Source organism: Citricoccus zhacaiensis (genome assembly GCF_014645315.1).
Taxonomy (GTDB): domain Bacteria; phylum Actinomycetota; class Actinomycetes; order Actinomycetales; family Micrococcaceae; genus Citricoccus; species Citricoccus zhacaiensis.
The window spans coordinates 185,480-210,383 of record NZ_BMLQ01000007.1 but is presented as its reverse complement, the minus strand read 5'-3'; the positions used below and the strand labels follow the sequence as shown (position 1 = coordinate 210,383).

Sequence of the window (24,904 nt, the reverse complement as noted above, 5' to 3'; positions counted from 1 at the left end):
CATTCACTCGATGATCGAGATATCTGCCGTCGAGTTATTTTCTGATCACTGCCGCTCAGTAGACTGAGGCGTCAGATACCGGCGGAAGGAGGTCCCATGTCGCACTCCGGCCAGGAGCCTTCGGAGCTGTTCCAGCTGATCCAGGCCCTGCGGCGGTACGCCGAAGTGGCGGACCGGACCATCGACGCCGCCGGCCACCGCAGCGGCCTGCACCGCACCGACCTGCGTGCCCTGACCATCCTCATGCAACGTCAGGCAGCCGGTCTGAACACCAGCCCCACCGACCTCGGGCGGATGCTGAGCCTCACCTCGGCCTCCACCACGGCCCTCGTGGACCGTCTGGTCGCCAACGGCCACGCCCAGCGCACCCCGTCCACCACGGACCGGCGCCGGGTCAGCATCTCCCACACGGACACCGCCGCCCTGGACGGCCGGAAGATCTTCATGCCGATGGCCCGCAGTATGGCCGACCGTCTGTCCGAATTCACGCCGGAACAGATGGAGACCGCGATCGAGGTCCTGGCGGCGGCCACCGAGGCCCTCGACACCTTCGAGACCCCGGGCCCTTCGCCCACCAACGCCCCGTCATGACCTCCACCGCTCGTTCCGGACCCTGCACGGAGACCGCGCGAAGGCGACTGCCAGCTCCCCTCCTGCTGGCGATCGACGGACGCTCCGGCGCCGGCAAGACCTCGCTCGCCGTGGAGACGGCCGCGTTGTTGCGACCGCACCTGGAGGTAGCCGTCTTCCACCTGGACTCCATCTATCCAGGTTGGGACGGCCTCGCCGCCTCCTTGCCCACCTATGTCCAGGACATCGTCACGCCCCTGTCGGGAGGCCGTACCGCCCGGTGGACCTGGTGGGACTGGACGGCCGATGCGCCGGGACGCGCGGACGCCACCCCGCCGGCCGACGTCGTGATCCTGGAGGGCGTGGGGGCCGGGAACCGGAACGCCCGTCCATACCTGGATGCCGTGGCCTGGGTGGCCATGGAGGACGACGAGCGCCAGCGGCGGGCGTTGCGGCGTGACGGCGAGACGTTCGCCGCGCACTGGGATCGGTGGGCCGCGCAGGAGGACTCCTACCTGGCCGGGGACCGGGTGGACGAGGCGGCCTGGCTGACCCTCGACGGCCACGGACCCACACCGCAGGCTGCGGCCGACCTGGTGGAGGGCCTGCGATCCCTGGCTGGCTGGGAGGCCGCGCTCGCCCTCGTGCCGGCGCCCGGCCCGCCCCAGTGGGAACGCCGCACCCTGGCCACGGCCGCCGAGCCGAGAGCGCTGTTCGCCGCCGCGGGCGGGCCGGATGCCGCGACCGCCCTGTTGCTGGAGAGTTCGGACCGGGATGTGACGCCCGCACCGGAGCGCAGCCGATACTCGCTCATCGGCCTGGCCACCGACTCCTCGACCGTCGCGGCCCATACGGACGGCGTCACCACCGTCTCCTCCGGCCTCCTCACCTTGCGGCGCGCGGGGCCGTTCTTCCCGTGGCTGGCCACGGTCTGGCCCGGCGGCCCCGATGGCGGCGATCCAGACAGCCCGTTCCAGCCCGGCTGGATGGGCTGGATCGGCTACGGCATCAAACGCGAGGCCGGGTCCCCGGACGGCGCGGCGACGCTGGCCGCATCCGCCGACGAAACAGCGCCGACCGTACCCGAGGCACTGCTGTTCCGCCCGGGGCGGGGCGCCAGCGTGGACCACGTGGCCGGTACCACAGCCCTCTTCTGGTCCGCCGACGACCCGGGCGGACCGGAGTGGGCGGACCGGGTGGCGGGCGAGTTGCTGAAGGAGCTGCCGCCGGAGCTCGGGGAGGGACAGACCGCCGCACCGCCCGCCTCTCCCCCGGTCTTCACCGTGCGGGACACCCGTGAGCAGTACCTGGCCAAGATCCGGGCGGCCCAGCAGGAGATCCACGAGGGGAACACCTACGAGGTCTGCCTGACCACGGCCCTGGAGTCCACGGTGGACGCCTTCGACGGCTGGTCCACCTACCGGCGGCTCGCCGCGGCGAACCGGGCCCCGTTCACCCTGTACCTGCGTGCCCAGGTGGCAGGGGCCGGCGTCGGGCGCGAACCGGTGCAGATCCTCTCCACCAGTCCCGAGCGGTTCCTCTCAGTCTCTTCGAGGGCGGCAGGAGGCTGGCTGGTGACAGAGCCGATCAAGGGGACGCGCCCGCGCGGTGCCACGCCGGACGAGGACCGCACGCTGGCCGAGGAGCTGGCGTCCTCCTCCAAGGACCGGGCCGAGAACATCATGATCACGGACCTGGCCCGCAACGACCTCTCGCGGTTCGCCCGGCCCGGGACGCTGGCGACCACGCGGGTGTGCGCGATCGAGTCGTACCCGACGGTGCACCAGATGGTCTCCACGGTGACCGCCCAGCTGCAGCCCGGCGTGCCGCCGGCCGATGCGCTCGCCGCGGCCTTCCCGCCCGGGTCCATGACCGGTGCCCCGAAGATCTCCACCATGGACATCCTCGAGGACCTCGAGGCGGGTCCCCGCGGGGTGTACTCCGGGGTGGCCGGCTATCTCTCCGCCGATGGTGCGGCCGATTTGAACGTGTTGATCCGCACGCTGGTCGCGGTGCCGGCGGGGCCGGCAGGGGTGACGGAACCGGTGGAGTCTGCAGAGCCGGCGTCGGCCGCGGGGAGATCCGGGCGCACGCACCTGTCCCTCGGCGTGGGCGGGGCGATCACCGCGGACTCCGTGCCGGAGGAGGAATGGGACGAGGTGCGGACCAAGGCCCATGGCGTGCTCCGAGTGCTCGGCTCGGCCTTCCCGGACGCCTGACCCCCACCGTTTTCAGTCGAGTTGGGGTGCGTGTTTTCGCCACGCACCCACCCGAACTCGACTGAAAGTGGGACTGGTCACTGCAGGGCGGAGGTCAGGCGGAAGACGTTGTCCACCCAGCGCTGGGCACGCGGCCGGTTCTGCCATTCCGCCAGGGTCAGCTCCTCAGACACGGCACGGTAGTCCTCGATCACCGGCTGCAGCGCCTCCACCGTCTCGGAGCCCACGGTCAGCACCGAGACCTCCATGTTCAGGGAGAAGGACCGCATGTCCATGTTGGAGGAGCCGAAGACCGCCACGTCGTTGTCCACGGTGAACAGCTTGGCGTGCAGCACGTTGGGATCCGGATAGCGGAAGATCCGGACGCCGGACTTCAACAGGGCGTCGTAGTAGGACTGCTGGGCGTGGTGGACCATGAACTGGTCCGCCTTGCGGCAGACGAACAGCTCCACGTCCACTCCCCGCTGGGCGGCGGTGGTCAACGCATAGAGCATCGAGTCGTCCGGCACCAGATACGGCGAGACCACCACCAGGCGCTCCCGGGCCGAGTAGAACAGGTGGTTGAACAGGCGCAGGTTGTTCTCAGTGGAGAATCCCGGGCCGGAGGGGATCACCTGGGCGATGCTGCCCTCGTCCACTTCGTACTCCGAGAGGTCGGGCTCGCGGAACTTGCCCTCCAGCTCGTCCCCGGTCTCGGCGAACCAGTCCGTCACGAACACCACGTCGAGTGAAGCGACCACGGGCCCGGTGATGCGGCTCATGAGGTCCACCCATTCCCGGCCCATGTCGTGGGACGAGGCCCGCTTGTAGCCGGGTTCCACCAGGTTCTGCGAGCCGGTATAGCCCACCAGCCCGTCCACGATGAGGATCTTGCGGTGGTTGCGGAGGTCCGGGCGCTGGTACTTGCCACGCCACGGCAGCACCGGCATCGCCAGGTGGTATTCGAGTCCGGCCGCGTCCAGCCGGCGCCGCAGCTGCCGGTAGCCCTTGACCCGCAGCGAGCCGATGTGGTCGAAGAGGATCCGCACCGTCACGCCCCGGGCATGGGCCCGCTCCAGGGCCTCGAGCACCACGGAGGAGTACCCCTGCCGGTCCTTCGGGTCATCCGCGAGGATGTAGAAGATCAGGTGGACGTAGTCCTGGGCCCGGTCGATGTCCTCGGCCATTCTCCGCATGGATGCCCGGTAGTCGGTGAGGAACTCGAACTCGTTGCCGTCCAGCATGGGGAAGCTCGTCAGGTTCCGGGTCAAGCGCGCCGCTGACACCACGTACCGCGGTGCCATGCCGGCGTCATTGGGCAGCCGCAGATGGGCGGTGGCCTGGCCGAGCGCCTCGTTGACCGCCTTCTGGCGGGAGCGGCGCTGGCCCCCGAGCCGGAAGGAGCCCAGCAGCAGGAACAGGATGAGGCCGGGCAGCGGCAGGAAGAAGATGATGAGCAGCCATGCCATCGCCACCGCGGGGCGGCGACCACCCGGGACGATGCCGAGTAACAGGATGCGGATGCCGACGTCGATGATCCAGAAGACGATGGTCAGCCAGTCGGGAAAGACGCCGAACTCGGCGGTGGGCCAGAGCATCACCCCAGCTTACGGTGAGTCAGGTCTCCCGGACGGGACCACGAGGTCCAGCAGCTGGTCGATCCACTCGGTGGTCAGGGGCCGGGAGAACATCAGGCGCAGCAGCAGGCTCGCCCCCACCGTCTCGGCGAGGAACGACGGCGGCGCGGCCAGTCCCCCGGGGTGGTTCCGGTCGTGCTCCTGGAACCGGGCGTCCAGCCCGGCCATGATCGGCTGGACCAGGGCCGAGTGCATGGCGGCGGAGGTCTCCCCGGCGGAGGTCAGGGCGGACATGATCGTCTGGATGAGCCGGGAGACCTCCGGCTCCTCGATCTCGGACTTGAGCGCCGCGAGCCAGGCGCCCAGGTCGCCGCGCAGGTCACCGGTGTCCTCGGGCACCCCGAGGGGCATCTCCAGGAAACCCTCGGCCAGGGCCTCGACCACCACGCCAGCCTTGGAGCCCCACCAGCGGTAGATGGTCTGCTTGCCGACCCCCGCTGCGGCGGCGATCCCCTCGATGGTGAGCTCCTGGAACCCGCAGCCGGCCATCAGGTCCGCCGCCGCCTCCAATACGGCCACGCGCGACTTCTCGCTGCGCGGCCGCCCCCGGTGCTCCACCGGTTTCTCCGCCCCGACGCTCAATGACGCCCTCCTGCTCCTGTGGCCTGTCCGCCAGCTGATCTGTCCGCCAGCCTATGGCCGGCGTCCCGTGGCTCATCTCACACCGACTATTTCGATACGAGACGTTCCGTCTACTATAGTCGTTGCCGAACGTGTTGGGTCTCGGCAGGCCGCCGTATGATCCGCCCGCCGACTCTCCTGGCCGCCCATTCTTCTCCTCAAGGAGTGACGCCTCATGGCTGAACTGCTCTACCGACTCGGCTTCGGGTCCTCCAAGCGCCCGTGGACCGTGATCAGCAGCTGGCTGGTGGTGCTGGCACTGGCCGTGGGCGGCTTCGTTGCCTTCGGCGGGACCCTGACCTCCTCCATCACCATCCCGGGCACCCCCACCAGCCAGGTCACCGACCGGCTGACCGAGGAGTTCCCGGAGGCGGCCAACGGCGCCGGGTCCGTGGTGTTCCGCACCGCGGACGGCTCCGAGTTCACAGCGGAGCAGGAACAGCAGATCACCGACCTGATGACCGAGGTCGGGGACATCGAGGGGGTCGACTCCACCCTGGACCCCTTCACCACCGAACAGCAGAAGGCGGACGGTCAGCAGGACCTGGAGGACGGCCGCGCCGAACTCGAGGACGGCCGCCAGCAGCTGGAGGACGGCCAGTCCCAACTGGATGACGCGGTCGCCCAGCTGGACGCGGCGCAGGCCGAACTGGACTCCGGGCAGGAGCAGCTCGATGCCGGCCAGGCCCAGTTGGATGAGGCGCGCGCCCAGGCCGAGGCGGCCGGTTCCCCGGCCGCGATGATGGCCCAGCTCCAGCAGCAACAGGCCGCCCTGGATGCCCAGCAGGAGCAGCTGGACGCGGCCCGCGCCCAGCTCGACGAGGGCCGGGGCGAGATCGAGACGAACCAGGCCACCCTGGACGAGTCCGCCCAGGAACTGGCGGACGGCGAGACCGAACTGGCCCAGGGCGAGCAGATGCTGACCCTCACCCAGGACTACCGGACCGTGTCCGAGGACGGCACGGCCGCCGTCGGGACCGTGTCCTTCACCCTCCCGGCCATGGAGGTCGAGCAGGGCATCAAGGACGAGGTGGTCTCCACCTTGACCGAGGCGGACATCGCGGGCGTCGAGGTGTTGCCGGCGAACGACCTCTCCCAGGCCATCCCCCAGATCGCCGGGCCGGCCGAGGTCGTCGGCCTGGTCATCGCCGGGATCGTGCTGTTCATCATGCTCGGCACCCTCGTGGCCGCAGGCCTGCCGATCCTGACCGCCCTGATCGGCGTGGCCATCGGCGCCGCCGGCACGCTGGCATTCTCCGGGATGATCGACATGCTGTCCGTGACGCCGGTGCTGGGCCTGATGCTCGGCCTGGCCGTGGGCATCGACTATGCCCTGTTCATCATCAACCGCCACCGACGCCAGCTCAAGGACGGTGTCCCGCTGCACGAGTCCATCGGCCTGGCCACGGGCACCTCCGGCAACGCCGTGGTGTTCGCCGGCCTGACCGTGGTCATCGCCCTGGCCGCCCTGAACGTCACCGGCATCCCGTTCCTGGGCCTGATGGGCACCGTGGGTGCCGTCTGCGTGGCTCTGGCCGTGCTGATCGCCATCACCATGATGCCGGCCCTGCTCGGCCTGGCGAAGCACCGGGTGCTGTCCAAGAAGGAGCGGGCCGCCGCGGACGCCACGGTGGCGGCAGCCACCAGAACGGCCAGCACCGGCAAGCACACCGCGGCTGCGGAGCACGCCTCCCCCACCGGCCGGGCGCCCCAGCCGATGTCCACGGCGCGCGCGGTGCTCACCGCCGTCGGGTCCGTGGTGCTGCTGGCCGTCATCGCCATCCCGTTCTTCTCCATGCGCCTGGGCCTGCCGGATGGTGCCTCGGAGCCGCCGGAGTCGGCCAGCTACCAGGCCTACGAGACCCTGGGCGAGAAGTTCGGCGAAGGCCGCAACGGCCCCCTCGTGGTCACCGCTGACCTGCCCGAGGGGCTGACGGACACCGAGATCGTGGACGAGCAGCTCGACGTCGCACAGCAGCTCCAGGGCATCGAGAACGTGACCTCCGTGGTCCCGGCCGCCGTGTCCGAGGACAACGGCATGGCGATGTTCCAGGTCATCCCGGAGGAGGGCCCGAACGCGGTCTCCACCGAGGAACTGGTGCACACGCTGCGCGCCACGGAGCCGGAGTCGGAGTCCACCAACCTGGCCGTGGCCGGCACCACCAGTGGTTTCGTGGACGTGGCGGAGAAGCTCGCCGAGGCCCTGCCGCTGTACCTGGGCGTCGTCGTCGGGCTGTCCCTGATCATCATGATCGTGGTGTTCCGCTCACTGCTGGTACCCCTGATCGCCACCGGCGGGTTCATCCTCTCCGCCTTCGCCGCGATGGGTGGCGTGGTGGCCATCTACCAGTGGGGCTGGCTGGCCACCGTCTTCCAGGTCCACCACCCGGCTCCGATCCTCGCCTTCCTGCCGACCATCATGGTGGGCGTGCTGTTCGGCCTGGCGATGGACTACCAGCTGTTCATCTCCACCGGAATGCGTGAGGCCTATGCCCACGGCTCCTCGGCCCGCGTGGCGGTCCAGCAGGGATTGAAGGCCGGCCGCTCCGTGGTCATCGCCGCGGCCATCATCATGATCAGCGTGTTCGGCGGCTTCGTGTTCTCCGAGTCCGCCATGATTCGCCCGATCGGCTTCGGCCTGGCCTTCGGCGTGCTCGTGGACGCCTTCGTGGTCCGGCTGCTGTTGATCCCAGCCCTGATGCACCTGTTCGGGGATGCCGCCTGGTGGCTGCCGAAGTGGCTGGACCGGATCCTGCCGAACGTGGACGTCGAGGGTGCCTCGCTGGAGCGTAGCCACGGCTACTCGGATCCGGAGCTGGCCGGCGCTGACGGTACTGACGATGCTGGCGGTGCTGGTGGTCCTGACGGCGGGGGCCGCGACGACGACCCCGCACTGACCCGGGTCTGACACCGCATCACCACCGCTTTGGGGCGGGGCGCATCACGGATGCGCCCCGCCCTTCTGCGTAGGCTGTGGCCTATGACAGAGTCGTCCCAGCCAGCTGCACCGTTCGTCCCGGGTCCCGGGGAATCCGTGGTCGTCTACCTCGAGCCCGACGCCGGCCCGGCCAGTTCCGCAAGCAGTCCCGGTTCCGCAGACGGTCCCGCAGACGGTCCCGGTGTGAGCCTGCGGGTGGACGATCCCCGCCGGCCGGCCATCCTGGTCACCGATCAGGGCCTGACGCGGGGGGACGGCGTGTTCGAGACCATGACCGCCGTGGCGACTGAGGGCTCTGGCTCTGGCTCGGGCACGGGAGCACCGTTCCGGGTCCGCAAGGAGGACTCCCACCTCGCGCGGCTGGCCACCTCAGCCGAGGCCCTGGAGATTCCCCTTCCACCGGCTCCGGCTTGGCGGCAGGCCGCCGCGGCGGGGCTGGACGCATTCGCGGCCGGCAACCCGGGCGTCGACGCCGTGGTGAAGCTGGTGGCCACCCGGGGCCCCGAGGGGGCACCCGGCGGGGGGCACTACGTGCGGGGCGCAGCCGACGTCGGCTCCGATGGTGAGCTGGCCGAGGCCACGGAACCGGGGCTGCTGGCCCCGCCGCACCTCACCGGCACCTATTGGGTGCTCGTCTCCCCCGTGTCCCGGGGTCTGGCCGCCGCCCGTGAGCGCGGCCTGAAGGTGCTGCTGCTGGACCGCGGCGTCGACTCGGGGGTGGCCGAGCGCGCGCCCTGGCTGCTGATGGGCACCAAGTCGCTCAGCTATGCCGTGAACATGGCCGCCCTGCGCTACGCCGCCTCTCAGGGCGCGGACGACGTGATCTTCACGTCCTCGGACGGCCAGGTGCTGGAGGGGCCGACCTCCACCGTGCTGATGGCCCGGCGGATCCCGCAGCAGGACGGCAGCACCGGAATCGAGCTCATCACGCCCCTGCGCAGCTCCGGGATCCTGCCCGGCACCTCCCAGGGCACCATCTTCGCCGCCGCCCAGGCCGCCGGCTGGCAGCTGGGGTACGGGCCGTTGGAGCCCTCGGACCTCGTGGATGCCGACGGGGTCTGGTTGGTGTCCTCCGTGCGCCTGGTCGCCCCCGTGACCCACCTGGACGGCGAGGAGATCCTCCAGGATCCCGAGCTCACCGAGCTGCTGAACGGCTTCCTGGCCGAGGACCGGGAACCCGGCGAACACGGGCCGTGACCCTACGCCCAGACGAGGTTGAAGGCGCCGGTGGCCATGGACAGGCCGACCGCCAAGGCAGCCAGCCCGACGCCGCCCAGGATCACCCAGGCGTCCACCGCACCGAATCGCGACTCCCGCGCCCAGGTGCGGTCGCCCGTTCCGAAGCCCCGGGCCTCCATCGTGATGGCGAGCTTGGTCGCCCGGCGGATGGCCTGCACCATGAGTCCGAACACCTGACCGAGCCAGGAGCCCAATCGGCGGAACGGGTTGCCGCCGGCCCCGACACCTCGAGCCCGCCGGGCCTGGCCGAGGGTCCGCCATTCCTCCGTCAACACGCCCAGTAGCCGGAAGGCCGCCAGGGAGCCGAGGACGAAGCGGGCGGGCAGCCTCAGCCGTTGAGACAGGGCGTCGGCCAGGTCGGTGGGGTCGGTGGTGATGAAGACCATCACGCCCGGCAGCGCCACCGCGAGAATGCGCAGACCCGTAGCCAGCCCGGCCAGGACCGAGCCCTCCGAGATGCTCACCGGCCCCGCCTCGAACAGCACCGACCCGGAGTCCTCGCCGACCAAGGCGGTGCCCCACGCGGAAACCAGGGCGGCCGCCACCAGCACCCAGGCCCGCCGGAAGAACTCGCCAACGCGGATCCCGGACAGCGGCAACAGGGCCACGGCGGCCACCAGCACGATCCCGGAGGACACCCAGTCCATCGTCGCCACCAGCACCGCCGTCACCGGCAGCAGCGCCGCGAGCTTGGCCAAGGGGTTGGCCCGCTCGAAGACCGAGCCGGCCACCGGGCGGGACGGAGCCGCGAGCGCGGCGACGGGCACCGTCACGCGGCCACCTCCAGCTCGACCACCCGGGCGTCGAGCGCCGCGGCGAAGTCGGCATCATGGGTCACGGCCAGCACCGAGCGGCCCTCGGCCACCAGCCCCCGCAGCAACCCGGTGAGCACGGCCCACGTGTTGGCGTCCTGGCCGAAAGTCGGCTCGTCCAGGAACACCACCTCGGGCCCGGCGGCCAGCACGGTGGCCACGGACAGCCGCCGCTTCTCCCCGCCGGAGAGCGTGAACGGGTTGACCTCGGCCAGCGGCTCCAGATTCAGCGCCGCCAGCAGCCCGTCCGCCCGCGCGGCGGCCTCCTCGTCCGTGAACAGCCGCTGCCCGGTCTCGGGATCGCGGGCGTGGCGGGGGCCGAACAGCAGCTCGTCCCGCACGGTGGTGGCGACGAACTGGTGCTCGGGCTCCTGGAAGACGGTGCCGATCCGGCTGACCAGGTCAGCGGCCTTCCACCGGTGCGGATCGTCCGGCAGGTGGCCCGCCCGCTCCCCCTTGAGCACCGTCCCCGCCGTGAGCGTGCCCGCGTGGGAGGGGATCAGCCCGGCCAGGGTCAGCAGCAGCGTGGACTTGCCGCTGCCGTTGGCCCCGGTCACGACGACGGCCTCGCCGGCCCCCAGCTCCAGGTGCAGGTCCCGCTGGACCGGCTTCGGGGTGGCACCGAAGCGCCGGCGCCATCCCGGCGTCACGGGATCTCTCGAGACGGCCAGGCCACGGGCGGTCAAGAGCACACCGGAGGGCGCCGCCGTCGGGCTGTGTGCGCCATCCACGACCCCCTGCATCTGGCGGTCAATATCGCCCCGGTATTGGCCGAAGCCAGGGCCATTCCGGTGCGCATTCGACCTCCAGTTGCGAGAGGTGGGGGTGATCGGTGTCGGAACGCGGCCGGGAACCCAGACGCCAGCCGCTGCCAGCTCATCCCGGACGGGGCCCGGGGCGAGGAGCTCGCCCGGGGAGCCGTCATGGCTGATCCCGCCGCCGGGCTCCAAGACGAGCATGCGGTCCACCTGGTCGGCCCACACGGCGAGTCGGTGCTCGACCACGAGCAGGGTCGCGCCGGTCCGCTCGACCACTGCGAGCACGGCGTCGCGGACCTCCAGCACCCCGGACGGATCCAGGTTGGCGGTCGGCTCGTCCAGCAGGATCAATGGCGGGCGCATCGCCAGGATCCCGGCCAGGGCGAGGCGCTGCTTCTGCCCGCCGGACAACCGCGAGGTGTCCCGGGCCAGGGAGATCCCCTGGTCCTCACCCAGCCCCACGGCGTCCAGGGCGTCCCGGACGCGGTCCCAGATCTGCTCCCGCGGCACCTGCAGGTTCTCGGCGCCGAACGCGGCATCATCGCCGACCCGGGACAGGATCACCTGGGTCTCAGGATCCTGCTGCACCAGCCCCGCGTGGCCGCGGAGCTCGCGGGACACGGCTCCGTCCACCCGCAGGGAACCGGACTCCTCGGACTCGTCAGCCGGGTCCAGCACTCCGGCGAGGGCGTAGAGCAGGGTGGACTTGCCGGCACCGGAGGGCCCGGCCAGCAGGATCTTCTGCCCGGCCGGCACCTCCAGGTCCAGCCCCGCGACGGCGGGAACCGTCCGGCCGGCGTGGCGCCAGCCCCAGTCCGCGGCGGTGATGCACGCTCCTGGCACCGCTCAGGCCACCGGCTCCTGGTGGGCACGGCGGGAGGCGAGGGCGGACAGGGCTCCTGTGGCCGCGAGTCCGCGCGTGGCCAGCCAGGACAGCAGGCCGGCGATCACCAGCCCGGACACGCCCACCAGTCCCACGTAGATCAACTTCCAGTCCAGCGTGTACTCGGGGAACCAGTTGAAGATGAAGGCGTCATTGATGCCACCGAAGATCCCGGTGAGCAGGCCGGCGAGCAGAGCGACGGGCAGTGTGAAGCGGCGGTAGAGGAACGCCAGCAGGATCAGTTCGGCGCCGAGGCCCTGGACTACGCCGGAGGCCAGCACGGTCAGCCCGAACTGGGAGCCGAGCAGCGCGGAGACCGTTGCGGCCACGAGTTCGGTGAACAGGGCGGCCCCGGGCCTGCGGATGATGAGCCCACCGAGCACGGCTGGGAACAGCCACATCCCGGCCACGAGGGCGGAGGACGGCGGGAAGGCGGCGAAGGCGGGGCTCAGCCCGGCATAGGCCAGGTTCCAGGCCCAGAAGATGACGCCGGAGGCCACCGCGATGACGGCCGCCACCACGATGTCCACCACCCGCCAGGAGCGCCGGTTCGGCGCGGCGTTGCCGGACGCTCGGCCGTTTCCGGACGCTTGGCCGTTTCCGGACGCTTGGCCGTTTCCGGACGCTTGATCGGCGCCGGTGCCGGTGCCGGTGCCGGCGCCGGTGGCGGCGGATGGTGCGTGGCCGGCGTCGTGCCCGGGGGTTGCGCCGGGGTGCTGCGGGGTGTTGCCGGTCTTCATGGAGACCATGTGGTGTTCCTCCTCAAGGATGCAAGGAGGGGGACGGAACGGTACGCCGAGGGCACTCGAAGACGAATGCCGGTGGACGGTTCCTGACGTTCCATCAGAGAACTCGACTTCCTTCGCCGGTGCTAGCCGGAGCAGGTTCGAGGGTCTGCGCTGGGCGCACTCTCAGCACCCGAAGGTGCTCCCCTGTCGTTCACAGTGTCCCTCCATCATAGTCCACTCGCAGCGCGTCGGGGCCGGTGAACCGTTAGGCTGGCAGCGACCATGCAGTCAAGCCGGGAGGACACCCCATGAACAATCTCACGGACAAGATCGTCAGCACGGCGATCACCGTCGTCGGCGGCTACGTCGGCACCAAGATCGTCGAGTTCACCTGGCGGAAGGTCACCGGCCATGATGCGCCCAAGGATGCGGAGGACACCGAGGCGAACATGTGGAGTGCCATCACGTTCGCCACGATCTCCGCCGGCATCACCGCCCTGATCCGCGTCACCTCCCAGCGTGGCGCCCACAAGGCCATGGAGTCGATGAAAGCCCGTTCCCCCCGCAAGGCCGGCGCCGCCGAGGTGTGAGCCGAACCGATCTGTACAGCGTCATCCAGCGGCCGGCGTCGGGCACCGTTCACCGGGCCCGACGCCGGCCGTCGCGTTCTCCGATGGCCGCACCGGGCCGAGGTCCGGGTCCGGGCGGGCAGGCCGACCAGAATCGGGAGGACAGGAGCGCCTAGTCCCGGCCCCCGTGGTCGGTGGGATCCTCCCTCGGTACGGTCCGCCGGTCCGGCGCCGAAGCCGCAGGCTTGCCGGCGTCGTCATGGCTGGCAACCACGTCCGCGAGCTCGTCCACGAAGAGGTACTCCTTCTTGAGGTGCTTGGTCCGGTATCCCGCTCGGCCCACGAGGTGGGCGGAGACCGGGGCGGTGAGCATCTGGAGCACCCACGCCAGCACCAGAACGGGGACCCACACCCAGGCCCGCCAGGCAAAGGCCAGGGCCAGCAGCATCAGCAACAGGCCCAGGACCTGGGGCTTGGTTCCAGCGTGCATGCGGGAGAGCTGGTCCGGGAACCGGAACAAGCCGATCCCGGCCACGGTGGACATCAGGGCGCCGAGCACCAGCAGCACGGCGGCAATCCCGTCGAACACCTCCACCATCGAGACCCCACTGTCAGACATGCTCACTCGGCTCCTTCCTGGATTCGGCCACGAACCGGGACAGCGTCACCGATCCCACGAAGCCGATCACGGAGGCCACCACCACGAACACGATGTTGTCCGTGTGGTGGTGCACGGCCATGTCCACACACAGCGCGGACGAGATGACGATCAGCAGCACGTCCGTGGCGATGGCCCGGTCCAGGATCGAGGGCCCGCGAACGATCCGGTAGATCGCGGCCAGCGCGCCCACGCCCAGCAGCACGAGGCAGACGACGCCCGCCCATTCCAGCACGGTCATCGGCGGTCCCCCCCAGCGGTGTCGGCGGCGCGCCGCGCCTCGTCGTCCTGCACGAGCGCCAGGTCGGCCTTGGAACCGAGGGCCCGGATGATCGCGGCCTCGGTCCTCAGCGCCTCGGCGCGGAAGGCCTCGACGGCCTCCGCATTCTTCACGTTGAGGCAGTGCAGGTACAGGGTGGAGCTGGGACGGTCCACGTCGATGACGAGAGATCCCGGGACCAAGGCCAGTGAGTGGCCCGTGAGGGTGACGATGAGGTCATCATGGCTGCGCAGTGGCACCGCCACCACGGAGTTGACGATCGTCGGCCCCTTGCTGATGGCATCCCAGGCCACCGAGACGGAGGCGGTCACCACGTGCCAGAGGAACCGCAACGTGAAGACCAGGAAGTACCAGAGGTTGAATCGGTCCGAGAAGTTCACGCGCGGCAGCCGGTAGAAGCTCAACGTCAGCATCGAGAACACGACGCCGGCCAGCAGCACTCCCGGCGAGAAGTCCTGCCAGAGGGCGCCCCACGTCAGGGTCAGTCCCAGGAGGATGGGCCATTGGCTCCAGAAGGAGCGGCCACCGTCCTGGTCGTCCGGACCGGTGCTCATGGCTGCCCCCCTTCCGTACTGTCGCCGACATCGTGGCCTTCGGAGTCCCCGCGGATGGAGTCCAGCTCGCCCGGACCGCTGTTCCCCTGGTCCGGGACACGGATGCCCCGTTCCTCCAGGCCGCCCAGGTCCTGCTCCGCCTGGGCGGCGGCCTCCGGGCCGAGGACGGCATCGATATACGGCGTGCGCAAGAGCATGTCCGTGGCGGCCCGGTCAGAGAAGGCGTAGAGAGGTCCGGCGAACACGGTGAAGGCCAGGCCGAAGGCCACGAGCCCGATCGTCGGATACACCATGCCGCGGGCCGGTCCCTTGGCGATCTTGGTCGGGGTCTTGATCTGGGTCTTGGTCTGGGTCTTGGTCAGGACCTTGGTATCGGCCCGGGTTGGGGTCTTGGTCTGAGTCTCGATCGCGACAGGCCTGGCGTCCCGGCCAGTGCGCCGTGCCTCGGTCTCCTCCAGCGCCAGGACGAGCTTGGCCGGCGGGTGTTCCACATCCTCCACCCGGCGCCAGAACGAGCGGGTCCACACGCGGACCATCACCAGCAGCGTCAACAGCGAGGTCACCACAGAGGCGGCCACGAGCGCCCATGCCATGCCGTGATCCGCGCCCACGCCAGCCTGGACCAGACCGATCTTGGCGAGGAAGCCGGAGAACGGCGGGATTCCGCCCAGGTTCATGGCCGGGATGAAGAACAGGATCGCGATCAGCGGGGAGATCTTCGCCATCCCCCCGAGACGGTCGATGTTGGCGGACCCGGCCCGCTGTTCGATCAGACCGGTGACGAGGAACAGTCCGGTCTGCACGGTGATGTGGTGGACCACGTAGAACACCGTGGCCCCCAGCCCGAGCACGCTGGCCATGGCCACACCGAAGATCATGTAGCCGATGTGGGAGACGAGCGTGAAGGACAGGACACGTTTGATGTCGTTCTGGGCGAGGGCCCCGAGGATGCCGACGATCATCGTCAGCAGCGCCACCCAGAGCAGCAGTGAGTTCACCCGGTCTCCCGGGAACAGCAGCGTCTCGGTGCGGATGATGGCATAGACGCCGACCTTGGTCAGCAGGCCCGCGAACACGGCGGTCACGGGGGCCGGGGCGGTCGGGTAGGAGTCGGGCAGCCAGAAGGACAGCGGGAACACGGCGGCCTTGATGCCGAAGCCGACGAGCAGCATCACGTGCAGCACCATCTGAACGTCCGGGTCCAGCTCCGCGAGCTTCACGGCCAGGTCGGCCATGTTGATGGTGCCCGTGGCGCCGTAGATCATGGCGATGGCGATCAGGAAGAGCACCGAGGAGATCACCGAGACCACCACGTAGGTCACGCCCGCCCGGACGCGTGGTCCGGTGCCTCCCAGGGTCAGCAGCACATACGAGGCCGTCAACAGGATCTCGAACCCGACGTAGAGGTTGAAGAGGTCACCGGCGAGGAAGGCGTTGGAGACGCCCGCCACGAGGATCAGGAACGTGGGGTGGAAGATCGAGACCGGCCCGCCCTGGTCCTGGTCCGTGATGCCCTGCGCGGAGGCGTAGATCAGCACCGCGAGGACGATCGCCGAGGAGACCACCAGCATCAGGGCGGAGAACCGGTCCACCACCATCGTGATGCCCCAGGGGGCCTCCCAGCCGCCGATGAACACGGCCACGGCGCCCGTGTCCCAGGTGGCGGCCAGCAGCAGGCACTCGAGGAGCAGGGTCAGGGTGATGGTGGTGACGGTGGTGGCGATCTGAGCCTTGGGGCGGCGGACCAGCACGAAGGCCAGGGCAGCGCCGAGGATCGGCAGCAGGACTGCGAGGGGTGCGAGCGAGACGATGTCCAGGTCCATCACTCACCGTCCTTCGGGTCGCGGCCCCGTGGTCGGGACCGGGGGCTGCCGGAGCGTTCGTCCTCATCCGGGAGGTGGTCGTCGTGTCCGAGCGATCCGACGGGGTGTTCGCCCTCCTCCGGTTCGTGCCGTGAGCGGCGGCCGCTGCCTGGCAGGTGCCGGTTGGCGTCCGTCTTCACCTTCACCGTGCCGTCTGCACGGTGGCGGACCGCCAGGGCACCGGTGGAGGGGTTGATGGCCGTGGCGTGCTCGTAGTCCGCGTTCGGGTCCTCGTTCTCCTCGAGGAACTCCGACGGCTCCTCCAGGAGTTCCGCGTCCTCCTCCGCGTCGAAGGAGGACTGCTCGGCGACCTTGACGTCCTCGGTGTCCACCAGGACCTCATCCCGCCGGCCCAGCTTCCAGGACCGGTAGATCATGCCGAGCATGAAGGCCGTGATGGCGAAGGAGATGACGATCGAGGTCAGGGTCATGGCCTGGGGCAGAGGATCCGTGTAGGCGCTGGGATCCACGCCGTCCTCCACGAGCGGGGCCTGGCCGGGGGCGCCGGCCATGGTGAGGATCAGCAGATTCGTGGCGTTGGTGATCAGGACCAACCCCAGCAGCACGCGCGTCAGGGTCCGCTCCAGCAGCAGGTAGATGCTGACGGCATACATGACTCCCATGACCAGCAGCAGCACAATGTTCACACTCATGGCGTCACCGTCCCGGTTCCCGTAGTTCCCGTGGTTCCCGAGGCACCGGTGGATCCGGTGGTGGTGGCATTGGACGTGCTGGTGGAGGTTACGGTGCCGGCGGCCGTGGCGGTAGTGGAAGTCGCGGCAGTGGAGGTGGCTGCCGCGAGGCCGGCGCGGGCCTCACGGCGCCGCTTCTCGGCCTCCACGAGCGCCGTGGTCTCAACCTCGTGGCGGCGGTCCACCTCCGAGCCGAGGGAGCGCAGGACATCGATGACCAGACCGACCACCACGAGGTAGACGCCGATGTCGAAGATGGTGGCCGAGACGAACTTGACGTGTCCGAGCACCGGCAGGGTGAACTCGATGATGGCCGACTGGAACACCTGGCCCCCGAAGAACAGCGGAACCATGCCGGTGACGGCGGCCAAGGCGAGCCCCGAGCCCAGCAGGACGCCGGCCGGGATCGGCATGGCCTGCTCAAGCTCGTAGCGACCGCCGGCCAGGTAACGGATGGTCAGGGCGAGTCCGGCGATCAGCCCGCCGGCGAATCCGCCGCCCGGAGTGTTGTGGCCGGCCAGCAAGAGGTAGATGGACAGCAGGATGATCACGTGGAAGACGAGCCGGGTGACCACCTCGAAGATGATGGACCGGCGCTCCGGGGCCACGGTGCGGCCGGCCACGAGCCACTGGTCCTCGTCCACGATGGCGAACTTGCGCAGGGCGGCCAGTTGCCGGGATTCGTCGGGTCCCGTGGGGCTGTAGCGTCCCACCGAGCCCGAGGCCACCTTGTCCAGGTCGCCGGTGCGGCGGTCCCGGTGCTGGATGAAGATCAGCGAGGCCACACCGGTGGCAGCCGCGGCGAGCACGGTGAGTTCCCCGAAGGTGTCCCAGGCGCGGATGTCCACGAGCAGCACGTTGACGATGTTGGCGCCGCCGCCGTCCTCATAGGCCAGCTGCGGCATCTCCAGGGAGATGGGGTCGGCGGTTCGGGAGGCCATGACGGTGATCGCCACCCAGATCATCACCAGCCCGAAGAGGATGCCGAGTAGTGCGTGTGCCCAGCGGATGTTGGTGCGGTCTCGGGTGTACCAGCCGGCCGGCAGCACGCGCAGGCCGAGCACCATGGCCACGAGGACGATGGACTCCACCAGCAGCTGCGTCAGGGCCAGGTCCGGTGCGCCCTGCAAGGCGAAGATGGCCGCCAGCCCGTAGCCGCAAACGGAGACGAGCAGCACCGCCATGAAGCGCTTGCGGGCCCGAATCGCGGCGATGGCGCCGGTGATGATGGCCGCACCGACGAGGATCTGGGCGAGGGAATCGCCCCACGTCCAGTTCGCTGAACTGAAGAGGGACGCGGCCATGCCTGCGCCGCCGTCGTGCTCGTGGGGGAACAGAAGCGCCAACAACGGCGCGACGAAGGCGACCGCCAAGATGATGAACAGGTAGAAGCTCAGGGAACCACGCTGGGTGCGGCCGGTGACCCAGACGGCCACGTCATCCAACCCCCGCAGTGCGGAGCGGTAGAGGCGCTGGGCATCCACCCAGGACGGCACGGCCTCCTGGAAGCGGGCCACTCCGTCCTTGATGGCGTACAGGGCGAGGCCGAGCAGGACGATGCCCACGGAGATGGCCAGGATCGGCGTGAAGCCGTGCCACAGGGCCAGGTGGGCGGGCTCGGCACCCGGATCGAGGGCCGCCATTGATCCACCGAAGGCCACGGGCAGGGCATCCATGACGGTGGGGATGAAGGCGCCGACCACGCAGGCCAGGGCCAGCAAGGCGGACGGGCCAAGGGCGCCGGCTGTGACGGGGCCGTGGAAGCGGGTGTCCGCGACGGCCTTCAGTTCGCCGTCCGTGCGGAGCTTCTTGGAGGCGAACGCGCCCCACACGAAGCGCGCCGAATAGGCCACCGTCAGCACGGAGCCGAGGGCGACGACCACGAGTGGCGTCCAAGCCCAGACAGTGGCCCAGAGTCCGCCGCCGGAGCCGGCCTCGGCCCAGTGCTGCAGTGACTCGAGGACGGATTCCTTGGCGACGAAGCCGAAGAGCGGTGGGATGCCGGCCATGGAGGCGGCGCAGATGACGGCGGTGGTGGTCAGCCAGGGGTGGTTCCGACCGACCCCGGAGAGCTTGGCCAGATCACGGGTGCCCGCCTCGTGGTCGATGATGCCGACGACCATGAACAGGGGTGCCTTGAACAGGGCGTGGGCCACCAGCATCGACAACCCTGCCATGGCGGCGTCCTGGTTGCCGAGCCCGTTGGCGACCATGAGGAAGCCGAGCTGAGACACGGTGCCGTAGGCCAGGACCAGTTTGATGTCCGTCTGGCGCAGGGCCCGCCAGCCGCCGACGAGCATGGTCCAGAGGCCGACGCCCAGCACCAGCGCCTGCCACCAGCCGGACTCCGCGAAGGCCGGGGCGAGCCGGGCGACGAGGTAGACACCGGCCTTGACCATGGCGGCGGCGTGGAGGTAGGCCGAGACCGGGGTCGGGGCGGCCATGGCTGCCGGGAGCCAGAAGTGGAAGGGCGCCTGCGCGGACTTGGAGAGGGCGCCCACCAGGACGAGCACGATGGCCCACTCCATGAACGCGCCGCCGTAGGGACCGGCCATCAGCTCCTGACCGCGGGCCACGATCTCGGAGAGGCGGTAGGTGCCGGCGGCCTGACCGAGCATCACCAGTCCGACCAGCATCGCCAGACCCCCGAAGGTGGTGACGATCAGGGCTTGGATGGCGGACCGGCGAGCGAAGATGCGGTGTGCAGAGTAGCCGATCAGCAGGAACGAGAGGACGGACGTCAGTTCCCAGAAGGTGTAGAGCACCATCAGGTCGTCCGTGGTCACGAGGCCGAACATGGCGCCGGCGAAGGCGATCAGCTGGGCGCCGAAGGCCGCGTTGCGCGGCTCGTTGACCGTGAAGTACCGGGCACAATACGCGAGCACGAGGGCGCCGACCCCGAGGACGATCAATCCCATGAATGCGGCGAGGGCGTCCATCCGGAAGGACAGGTTGATCCCGAGGTCGGGGATCCACTCGTAGGTCTGGACGAGTCCGCCGGGAGCGGCGGCGGGCGGGGAGGCCCCCGCGTTGACGGCCTCCTGAGCCTCGAGGACGGCGGGCAACTGGAACAGGAGCCAGACGAAACCGGCGGCCGGGACGGCGGCGAGGATGTAGAACCCGTTGCGATCCGCGACCCGGAAGACCAAGGGGGCCACGAGTGCCATTGCAAAGAGCGCAATGAGCACAGTCAGCACGGGGCGGCCTCCATCTTCGGGGTGGGGGGTTGGTTACATCCTACCGGGCGCAGGTCGGCTGGACTCCCCGATTATTCTCATGGCGTCAAGGGAATACGGACGATCTGCCCAGTGTTTGTTCAGGGCTAGAGCGCGTCTGCGGTCTTCGGATCCCGCACCCTGACCAGCAGGGCCATGCCGGCGATCAGCACCAGCAGGATGGCGGGGACCATGTACCGCGAGTCGCGGGTCAGGGCAATCCCCACGGAGATCAGGGCCGGCGTCAGGAAGGACACCGCCCGCCCGGTGGTGGCATAGAGGCCGTAGATCTCCCCCGCCCGCTGCTCCGAGGTCAGCCTGCCGAGGAAGGATCGGGACGAGGACTGCACGGGGCCCACGAAGAAGCACAGGAGCAGTCCGAAGATCCAGAAGGCCGTGGTCCCGTTGAGGAAGAAGACGACCCCGGCGGTGACGATCAACCCGACCAGCGACCCCATGATGACCCGCTTGGGCCCGATCCGGTCGTCGATCCAGCCACCGGCGAAGGAGCCGGCAGCGGCGACCACGTTGGCGGCGATCCCGAAGATGAGGATGTCTGCCGGATCCACGCCGTAGACCGTGGTGCCGAGGATGGCGCCGTAGGCGAAGACGGCACCGACGCCGTCACGGAAGACCGCCGAGGACGCCAGGAACCAGAAGGTGTTGCGCTGATCCCGCCACAGTCCCAGGATGGTCCGCCAGAGACGTCGGTATGACTCGAGCAGGCTGACCTTCTCGTCCTCGCCGGAGCCCCGGTGTTCAGGGGTGCTGAAGAACAGTGGCAGGGCGAAGGCGATGAACCACAGGGCTGAGAAGAGGGCCACCACACGGATGTTCATGGCGTCGTCGTTGGTCACCCCGAGCCAGTGCGTGTCCCCCGAGATGAATCCCACGTAGAGGATGAGCAGCAGGAAGATCCCGCCCACGTAGCCAGCGCCCCAGCCGATGCCGGAGACCTTGCCGATGGTCTTCGGCGTCGCCACCTGCAGCAGCATGGCGTTGTAGTTCACCCCGGCGAACTCGAAGGCCACGTTGGCGGCAGCGATCAGGACCACGCCAAGCAACAGGTACGCCTCGTCCGGGCGGACGAAGAAGCACAGGGCCGTGAGCAGGATGACCACGCCGGTGTTGATCCCCAGCCACAACTTGCGCCGGCCGCCCCGGTCTGAGCGTTGGCCCATCACGGGGGCAGTGAGTGCCACCACGATGCCGCCGATCGCGTTGGCCGCCGTGAGCCACTGCGTACCCCGGTCATCCGGCCCGAACGAGTCGGAGGCCAGATAGGTGGCGAACACGAACGTCACCATCACCGCGTTGAAGGAGGCAGAACCCCAGTCCCACAGCGCCCACGCGGTGACGTGCTTGCGGTTCAGCGGGCGGTCGATCGGACCGGCGTCCGGTGGCGTGGCCGCGGGCGACGCCGGTGCGTTGGGTGTGCTCATGCGGGCATGCTACTTGGCTGCCGGGACCGGACCGTGAACTGCCGGCGTCGACGTGACGGCATTCCCACCACGTGGCCTCCACATCAGTTGCTGGATCGCGCGCCGGTGTTGCGGTCTGGCACCGGGACATCCTCAACAACTGGTGGTTGGCCACCGCCCCAGCCCACCGCCCCGGTCCACCGCTGGCTCGACCGCAGTTGTCCACAGGTTGTCCGGTCCGGACCCGCAAGACCTGCCACCGGACCACGATGGCTTCATGGTCCATCGACGCGCACTGCCGGAACCGCTGCAGCACACGCCCTTCACCCGCGCCGAGGCACGTCGCCATGGCGTCAGCAGGAAGCGTCTCGAGGCACGGGATATCGTTCGCCTCGGCCACGGGTTGCTGGCGTCCTCATCGGTTGACACGGGATGGCCCGCCGGCTTCGACGAACCCGGCCACGGAATGGGTCGGCTGTCCCTGGCCGCGCTGGCACGACAGTTTCCGGATGCGGTGTATTCCCACGGCACCGCCGCCCTCGTGTTCCGTCTGCCCCTGCCGGACATCGTCGCCTCGGACACGACGATCCACCTGACGTGGTGCAGTGGGACCGGTGCCGCCCAGCGCAAGGGCATCACGGCCCATCGCTCACCGGTGCCAGAAGAAGATCGGGTGCAGTTCCGGCGGCTGCCACTGACCAGCCCGGCGAGAACCTGGGTGGACATGGCCAGTCACCTGGACCTCACCGACCTCATCATCCTGGGGGATGCCATCGTGAACAGACCGTGGGACCAGGATCGGCGCGTTGACGGCCTGGCAACCCTGGCTGGGTTGTCCGATGCGCTACTCAGGGCGGGCTCGGTCAAGGGAGTCCGCAATGCACGGGCCGCGCTCGCGAGATGCCGTGTCGGCGCCGACTCGCCACCGGAGACGTTGACGCGGCTGGCACTGGTGGATGCAGGCCTTCCCGAACCGGCCGTGCAGCTCAAGGGGGATCCCAGCGACCGCTTTGCCCCGGCGGCAGACCTGGGTTACCGAGAGCAGAAGATTGCCATCCAGTACGACGGAAAACACCATCGCACGGCGTCACAGCAGGCCTCCGATGCCAACCGAGACGCGTGGTTCCAGGAACGCGGATGGCTCGTGATCCGCCTGACGTCGCTCGACCTCGGCCAGGGTTTCAGTCGCTTGATCCACGTGGTTCGCCGCCGGTTCGAGGCTCACGGCAACTCAGCCACGGCGTAGGGCACCGCTGTTGATCATCAGTTGCTGGATTCGACCCCCGTGACCGGGTCAAACACTGGGCACAGGTTCAGCACCTGATCCATAGCTGGCAAGCCGACCCGCCGGACCGGCCTCAGCGCTCGATGATGGTCCGGTGGAAGTTCTGGTGCGAGCGGGATGCCGTGGGGCCACGCTGTCCCTGGTAGCGGTTCAGGTAGGGACCGGAGCCGTAGGAGTGCTCGGCCGGCGAGGACAGCCGGAAGAAGCAGAGCTGGCCGATCTTCGAGCCGGGCCACAGCTTGATCGGCAGAGTCGCCATGTTGGACAGCTCGAGCGTCACATGCCCGGAGAAGCCGGGGTCGATGAAGCCGGCGGTGGAGTGCGTCAGCAGCCCCAACCGTCCCAGCGAGCTCTTGCCCTCCAGACGCGCGGCGATGTCGTCCGGCAGGGTGACCTGCTCATAGGTGGAGCCCAGCACGAACTCCCCCGGATGCAGGATGAACGATTCCTCGGGGTCCACCTCGACCAGCCGGGTCAGTTCCTCCTGCGGCTCGGCCGGGTCGATGTGAGCGTATTTGTGGTTGTCGAAGAGGCGGAAGAACCGGTCGAGACGGACGTCCACGCTGGAGGGCTGGACCATGTCCAGGACCAACGGGTCCAGCTGGATGCGCCCGGCGCTGAGTTCGGCCCTGATGTCGCGGTCTGAGAGAAGCACCTACCCAAAGTAGCGCAGGGCAGACCATGCTGGAGAAGTCGTGGAGACGTGGTGCAGGAGCAATGCAGGAGCGGACTCCGCCCGGGCTCCGTGTCCGGCAGTGACCTGCGGGGGAATCCGTGTAAGCTGGACTGCGCGTGACAGGCTGATCAGGCCGTGTCCTGCGGGCGTAGCTCAATGGTAGAGCGCTTGCTTCCCAAGCAAGATACGCGGGTTCGATTCCCGTCGCCCGCTCTCTTTCTGCCCGGGGTGCGCCCGATCCGGCCGGATCCAGCCTCAGTGACGGAACCGCAGGGGAAGGGGATGCCGGTGCTGGAGGTCATCTCCGGATTCACGGTCGTCTGGGTGATCATCCTGGTCGGCTACGTCACCGGCCGCTCCAAGGTCCTCGGTGATCACGGTCAGCCGGTCCTGTCCCGTCTCGCGTTCTTCGTCGCCAGCCCCGCCCTGCTCTTCGACACGCTCTCCGCCGCTGACGTGCAGTCCGTGCTGGGTCCGCAACTGCTCGTCGCCGGCATCTCCGCCTTCGCCGCCGCCGGCCTCTACCTCTTGCTGGCACGGTTCATCCTGCCGAAGCGTGACGGCTCGGAGACCGTCATCGGTGCCCTGAGCGCCTCGATGGTCAACTCCGCCAACCTGGGCATCCCCATCGCCGCCTATGTCCTCGGCGACGCCGCCCTCGCGGCCCCCGTGCTGATCTTCCAGCTCGCCATCTACACCCCCATCTACGTGGCGTCACTGGACTCCACCACCCTGGCCGAGGCCCGCCGCCGCGCGGAAGCGGAAGGCGCATCAGGGCACGACGCCGGCCGCTCGCCCGGTCCGAAGCGCCCGCCCAACCGGTGGGTCGCCTTCTGGCGGCAGGTCGGCCACATCGCGGTGAACCCGATGATCATCGGCTCGGTGCTCGGATTGGTCTTCTCAGCGACCGGGTGGGTCCTGCCGGAGCCGGTCGCCGAATCCGTCAGCCTGATCGCCGGGGCGTCCATCCCGGCCATGCTGCTGGCATTCGGCATGTCCCTGGTCGGTTCCAAGCCCCTCGAGAAGGCCGCCGGCCGCCGCCCGGACGTGGCACTGGCCTCCGCCATCAAGCTGTTGATCCATCCGCTGCTGGCCTGGGTCGTGGCCGGGCCCCTGTTCGGGATGGAGGGCAACGAGCTGCTGATCGCGGTTGTCCTGGGCTCCCTGCCCACGGCGCAGAACGTGTTCGTCTCGGCCTCCCGCTATGAGACCGGCATGGTGGCCTCGAAGGACACGATCCTCATCACCACCATCGTGGCGATCCCGGCCATGATCGCCGTCGCGCTGATCTTCGCCTGAGCGAGTTCG

The 24,904-nt window shown here is 69.4% G+C and carries 20 protein-coding genes, 1 tRNA gene and 1 riboswitch; of the genes, 8 read left to right on the top strand and 13 right to left on the bottom strand.

Annotated elements, in window-relative coordinates; genetic code table 11:
- The first annotated feature begins 96 nt into the window (after window positions 1–96).
- The gene (locus IEX49_RS12810; protein WP_188806543.1) at window positions 97–591 is read left to right on the top strand and encodes a MarR family winged helix-turn-helix transcriptional regulator; all 495 of its coding nucleotides are present in this window, start codon (window positions 97–99) and stop codon (window positions 589–591) included.
- A complete protein-coding gene (locus IEX49_RS12805; protein ID WP_188806542.1) occupies window positions 588–2,789 on the top strand; it encodes a chorismate-binding protein in 2,202 nt (733 codons plus the stop codon). The genes IEX49_RS12810 and IEX49_RS12805 overlap by 4 nt, the downstream gene beginning before the upstream one ends.
- Window positions 2,790–2,866: 77 nt before the next feature.
- On the opposite strand, the gene cls is transcribed toward IEX49_RS12805, so the two are convergent.
- Window positions 2,867–4,366, bottom strand: a complete 1,500-nt coding sequence (cls, locus tag IEX49_RS12800; RefSeq protein ID WP_188806541.1) for a cardiolipin synthase — start codon at window positions 4,364–4,366, stop codon at window positions 2,867–2,869.
- A gap of 9 nt (window positions 4,367–4,375) precedes the next feature.
- Window positions 4,376–4,924 carry a TetR/AcrR family transcriptional regulator gene (locus IEX49_RS12795; RefSeq protein WP_229672649.1) on the bottom strand — a complete coding sequence of 183 codons (549 nt, stop codon included), beginning with the start codon at window positions 4,922–4,924 and terminating at the stop codon, window positions 4,376–4,378.
- Window positions 4,925–5,201: 277 nt separating this feature from the next.
- On the opposite strand from IEX49_RS12795, the gene IEX49_RS12790 reads away from it, so the two are divergent.
- Together IEX49_RS12790 and IEX49_RS12785 are read left to right on the top strand one after the other, a co-directional pair.
- Window positions 5,202–7,934, top strand: a complete 2,733-nt coding sequence (locus tag IEX49_RS12790; protein ID WP_188806540.1) for an MMPL family transporter — start codon at window positions 5,202–5,204, stop codon at window positions 7,932–7,934.
- A gap of 72 nt (window positions 7,935–8,006) precedes the next feature.
- Window positions 8,007–9,161: an aminotransferase class IV gene (locus IEX49_RS12785; RefSeq protein ID WP_188806539.1), complete on the top strand. Its 1,155-nt coding sequence runs from the start codon at window positions 8,007–8,009 to the stop codon at window positions 9,159–9,161.
- Window positions 9,162–9,163: 2 nt separating this feature from the next.
- Here IEX49_RS12785 and IEX49_RS12780 read toward each other — a convergent pair whose 3' ends face one another.
- Genes IEX49_RS12780 through IEX49_RS12770 form a run of 3 tightly spaced genes read right to left on the bottom strand, consistent with a single transcriptional unit; the run spans window position 9,164 to window position 12,189 of the window.
- A complete protein-coding gene (locus IEX49_RS12780) occupies window positions 9,164–9,970 on the bottom strand; it encodes an energy-coupling factor transporter transmembrane component T family protein (protein ID WP_188806581.1) in 807 nt (268 codons plus the stop codon).
- A gap of 2 nt (window positions 9,971–9,972) precedes the next feature.
- Window positions 9,973–11,616, bottom strand: coding sequence for an ABC transporter ATP-binding protein (locus IEX49_RS12775; RefSeq protein WP_188806538.1), 1,644 nt, complete (start codon window positions 11,614–11,616; stop codon window positions 9,973–9,975).
- Between the two features lie 3 nt (window positions 11,617–11,619).
- Window positions 11,620–12,189, bottom strand: a complete 570-nt coding sequence (locus tag IEX49_RS12770) for an ECF transporter S component (RefSeq protein WP_188806580.1) — start codon at window positions 12,187–12,189, stop codon at window positions 11,620–11,622.
- 307 nt (window positions 12,190–12,496) lie between these two features.
- Window positions 12,497–12,600: riboswitch (TPP riboswitch) on the bottom strand.
- A gap of 92 nt (window positions 12,601–12,692) precedes the next feature.
- Here IEX49_RS12770 and IEX49_RS12765 point away from each other — a divergent pair.
- Window positions 12,693–12,974, top strand: a complete 282-nt coding sequence (locus IEX49_RS12765) for a DUF4235 domain-containing protein (RefSeq protein ID WP_188806537.1) — start codon at window positions 12,693–12,695, stop codon at window positions 12,972–12,974.
- A gap of 151 nt (window positions 12,975–13,125) precedes the next feature.
- Here IEX49_RS12765 and mnhG read toward each other — a convergent pair whose 3' ends face one another.
- The 7 genes from mnhG to IEX49_RS12730 form a co-directional block, all read right to left on the bottom strand.
- The gene (mnhG, locus tag IEX49_RS12760) at window positions 13,126–13,572 is read right to left on the bottom strand and encodes a monovalent cation/H(+) antiporter subunit G (RefSeq protein ID WP_188806536.1); all 447 of its coding nucleotides are present in this window, start codon (window positions 13,570–13,572) and stop codon (window positions 13,126–13,128) included.
- Window positions 13,565–13,852 (bottom strand): MrpF/PhaF family protein, encoded by a 288-nt coding sequence (locus IEX49_RS12755; protein WP_188806535.1) that lies wholly within the window; start codon window positions 13,850–13,852, stop codon window positions 13,565–13,567. Before IEX49_RS12755 ends, mnhG begins: the two co-directional genes overlap by 8 nt.
- The gene (locus tag IEX49_RS12750) at window positions 13,849–14,445 is read right to left on the bottom strand and encodes a Na+/H+ antiporter subunit E (RefSeq protein WP_188806534.1); all 597 of its coding nucleotides are present in this window, start codon (window positions 14,443–14,445) and stop codon (window positions 13,849–13,851) included. The genes IEX49_RS12755 and IEX49_RS12750 overlap by 4 nt, the downstream gene beginning before the upstream one ends.
- The gene (locus IEX49_RS12745; RefSeq protein ID WP_188806533.1) at window positions 14,442–16,268 is read right to left on the bottom strand and encodes a Na+/H+ antiporter subunit D; all 1,827 of its coding nucleotides are present in this window, start codon (window positions 16,266–16,268) and stop codon (window positions 14,442–14,444) included. The genes IEX49_RS12750 and IEX49_RS12745 overlap by 4 nt, the downstream gene beginning before the upstream one ends.
- Window positions 16,268–16,960, bottom strand: coding sequence for a Na(+)/H(+) antiporter subunit C (locus IEX49_RS12740; RefSeq protein WP_188806532.1), 693 nt, complete (start codon window positions 16,958–16,960; stop codon window positions 16,268–16,270). Before IEX49_RS12740 ends, IEX49_RS12745 begins: the two co-directional genes overlap by 1 nt.
- A complete protein-coding gene (locus IEX49_RS12735) occupies window positions 16,957–20,196 on the bottom strand; it encodes a Na+/H+ antiporter subunit A (RefSeq protein WP_188806531.1) in 3,240 nt (1,079 codons plus the stop codon). Before IEX49_RS12735 ends, IEX49_RS12740 begins: the two co-directional genes overlap by 4 nt.
- Window positions 20,197–20,321: 125 nt before the next feature.
- Window positions 20,322–21,656, bottom strand: coding sequence for an MFS transporter (locus tag IEX49_RS12730; RefSeq protein WP_188806530.1), 1,335 nt, complete (start codon window positions 21,654–21,656; stop codon window positions 20,322–20,324).
- 256 nt (window positions 21,657–21,912) lie between these two features.
- Here IEX49_RS12730 and IEX49_RS12725 point away from each other — a divergent pair, with 256 nt between their 5' ends.
- On the top strand, window positions 21,913–22,881 hold the full coding sequence (locus IEX49_RS12725) for a DUF559 domain-containing protein (protein ID WP_188806529.1): 969 nt from the start codon (window positions 21,913–21,915) through the stop codon (window positions 22,879–22,881).
- A gap of 112 nt (window positions 22,882–22,993) precedes the next feature.
- On the opposite strand, the gene dcd is transcribed toward IEX49_RS12725, so the two are convergent.
- A complete protein-coding gene (gene dcd / locus IEX49_RS12720) occupies window positions 22,994–23,575 on the bottom strand; it encodes a dCTP deaminase (RefSeq protein WP_188806528.1) in 582 nt (193 codons plus the stop codon).
- A 163-nt stretch (window positions 23,576–23,738) separates the two neighbouring features.
- Between dcd and IEX49_RS12715 the strand changes: the two genes are divergently transcribed.
- Window positions 23,739–23,809 (top strand) — tRNA-Gly (locus IEX49_RS12715).
- Window positions 23,810–23,884: 75 nt separating this feature from the next.
- The gene (locus tag IEX49_RS12710; protein WP_188806579.1) at window positions 23,885–24,895 is read left to right on the top strand and encodes an AEC family transporter; all 1,011 of its coding nucleotides are present in this window, start codon (window positions 23,885–23,887) and stop codon (window positions 24,893–24,895) included.
- The last annotated feature ends 9 nt before the right edge of the window (window positions 24,896–24,904 follow it).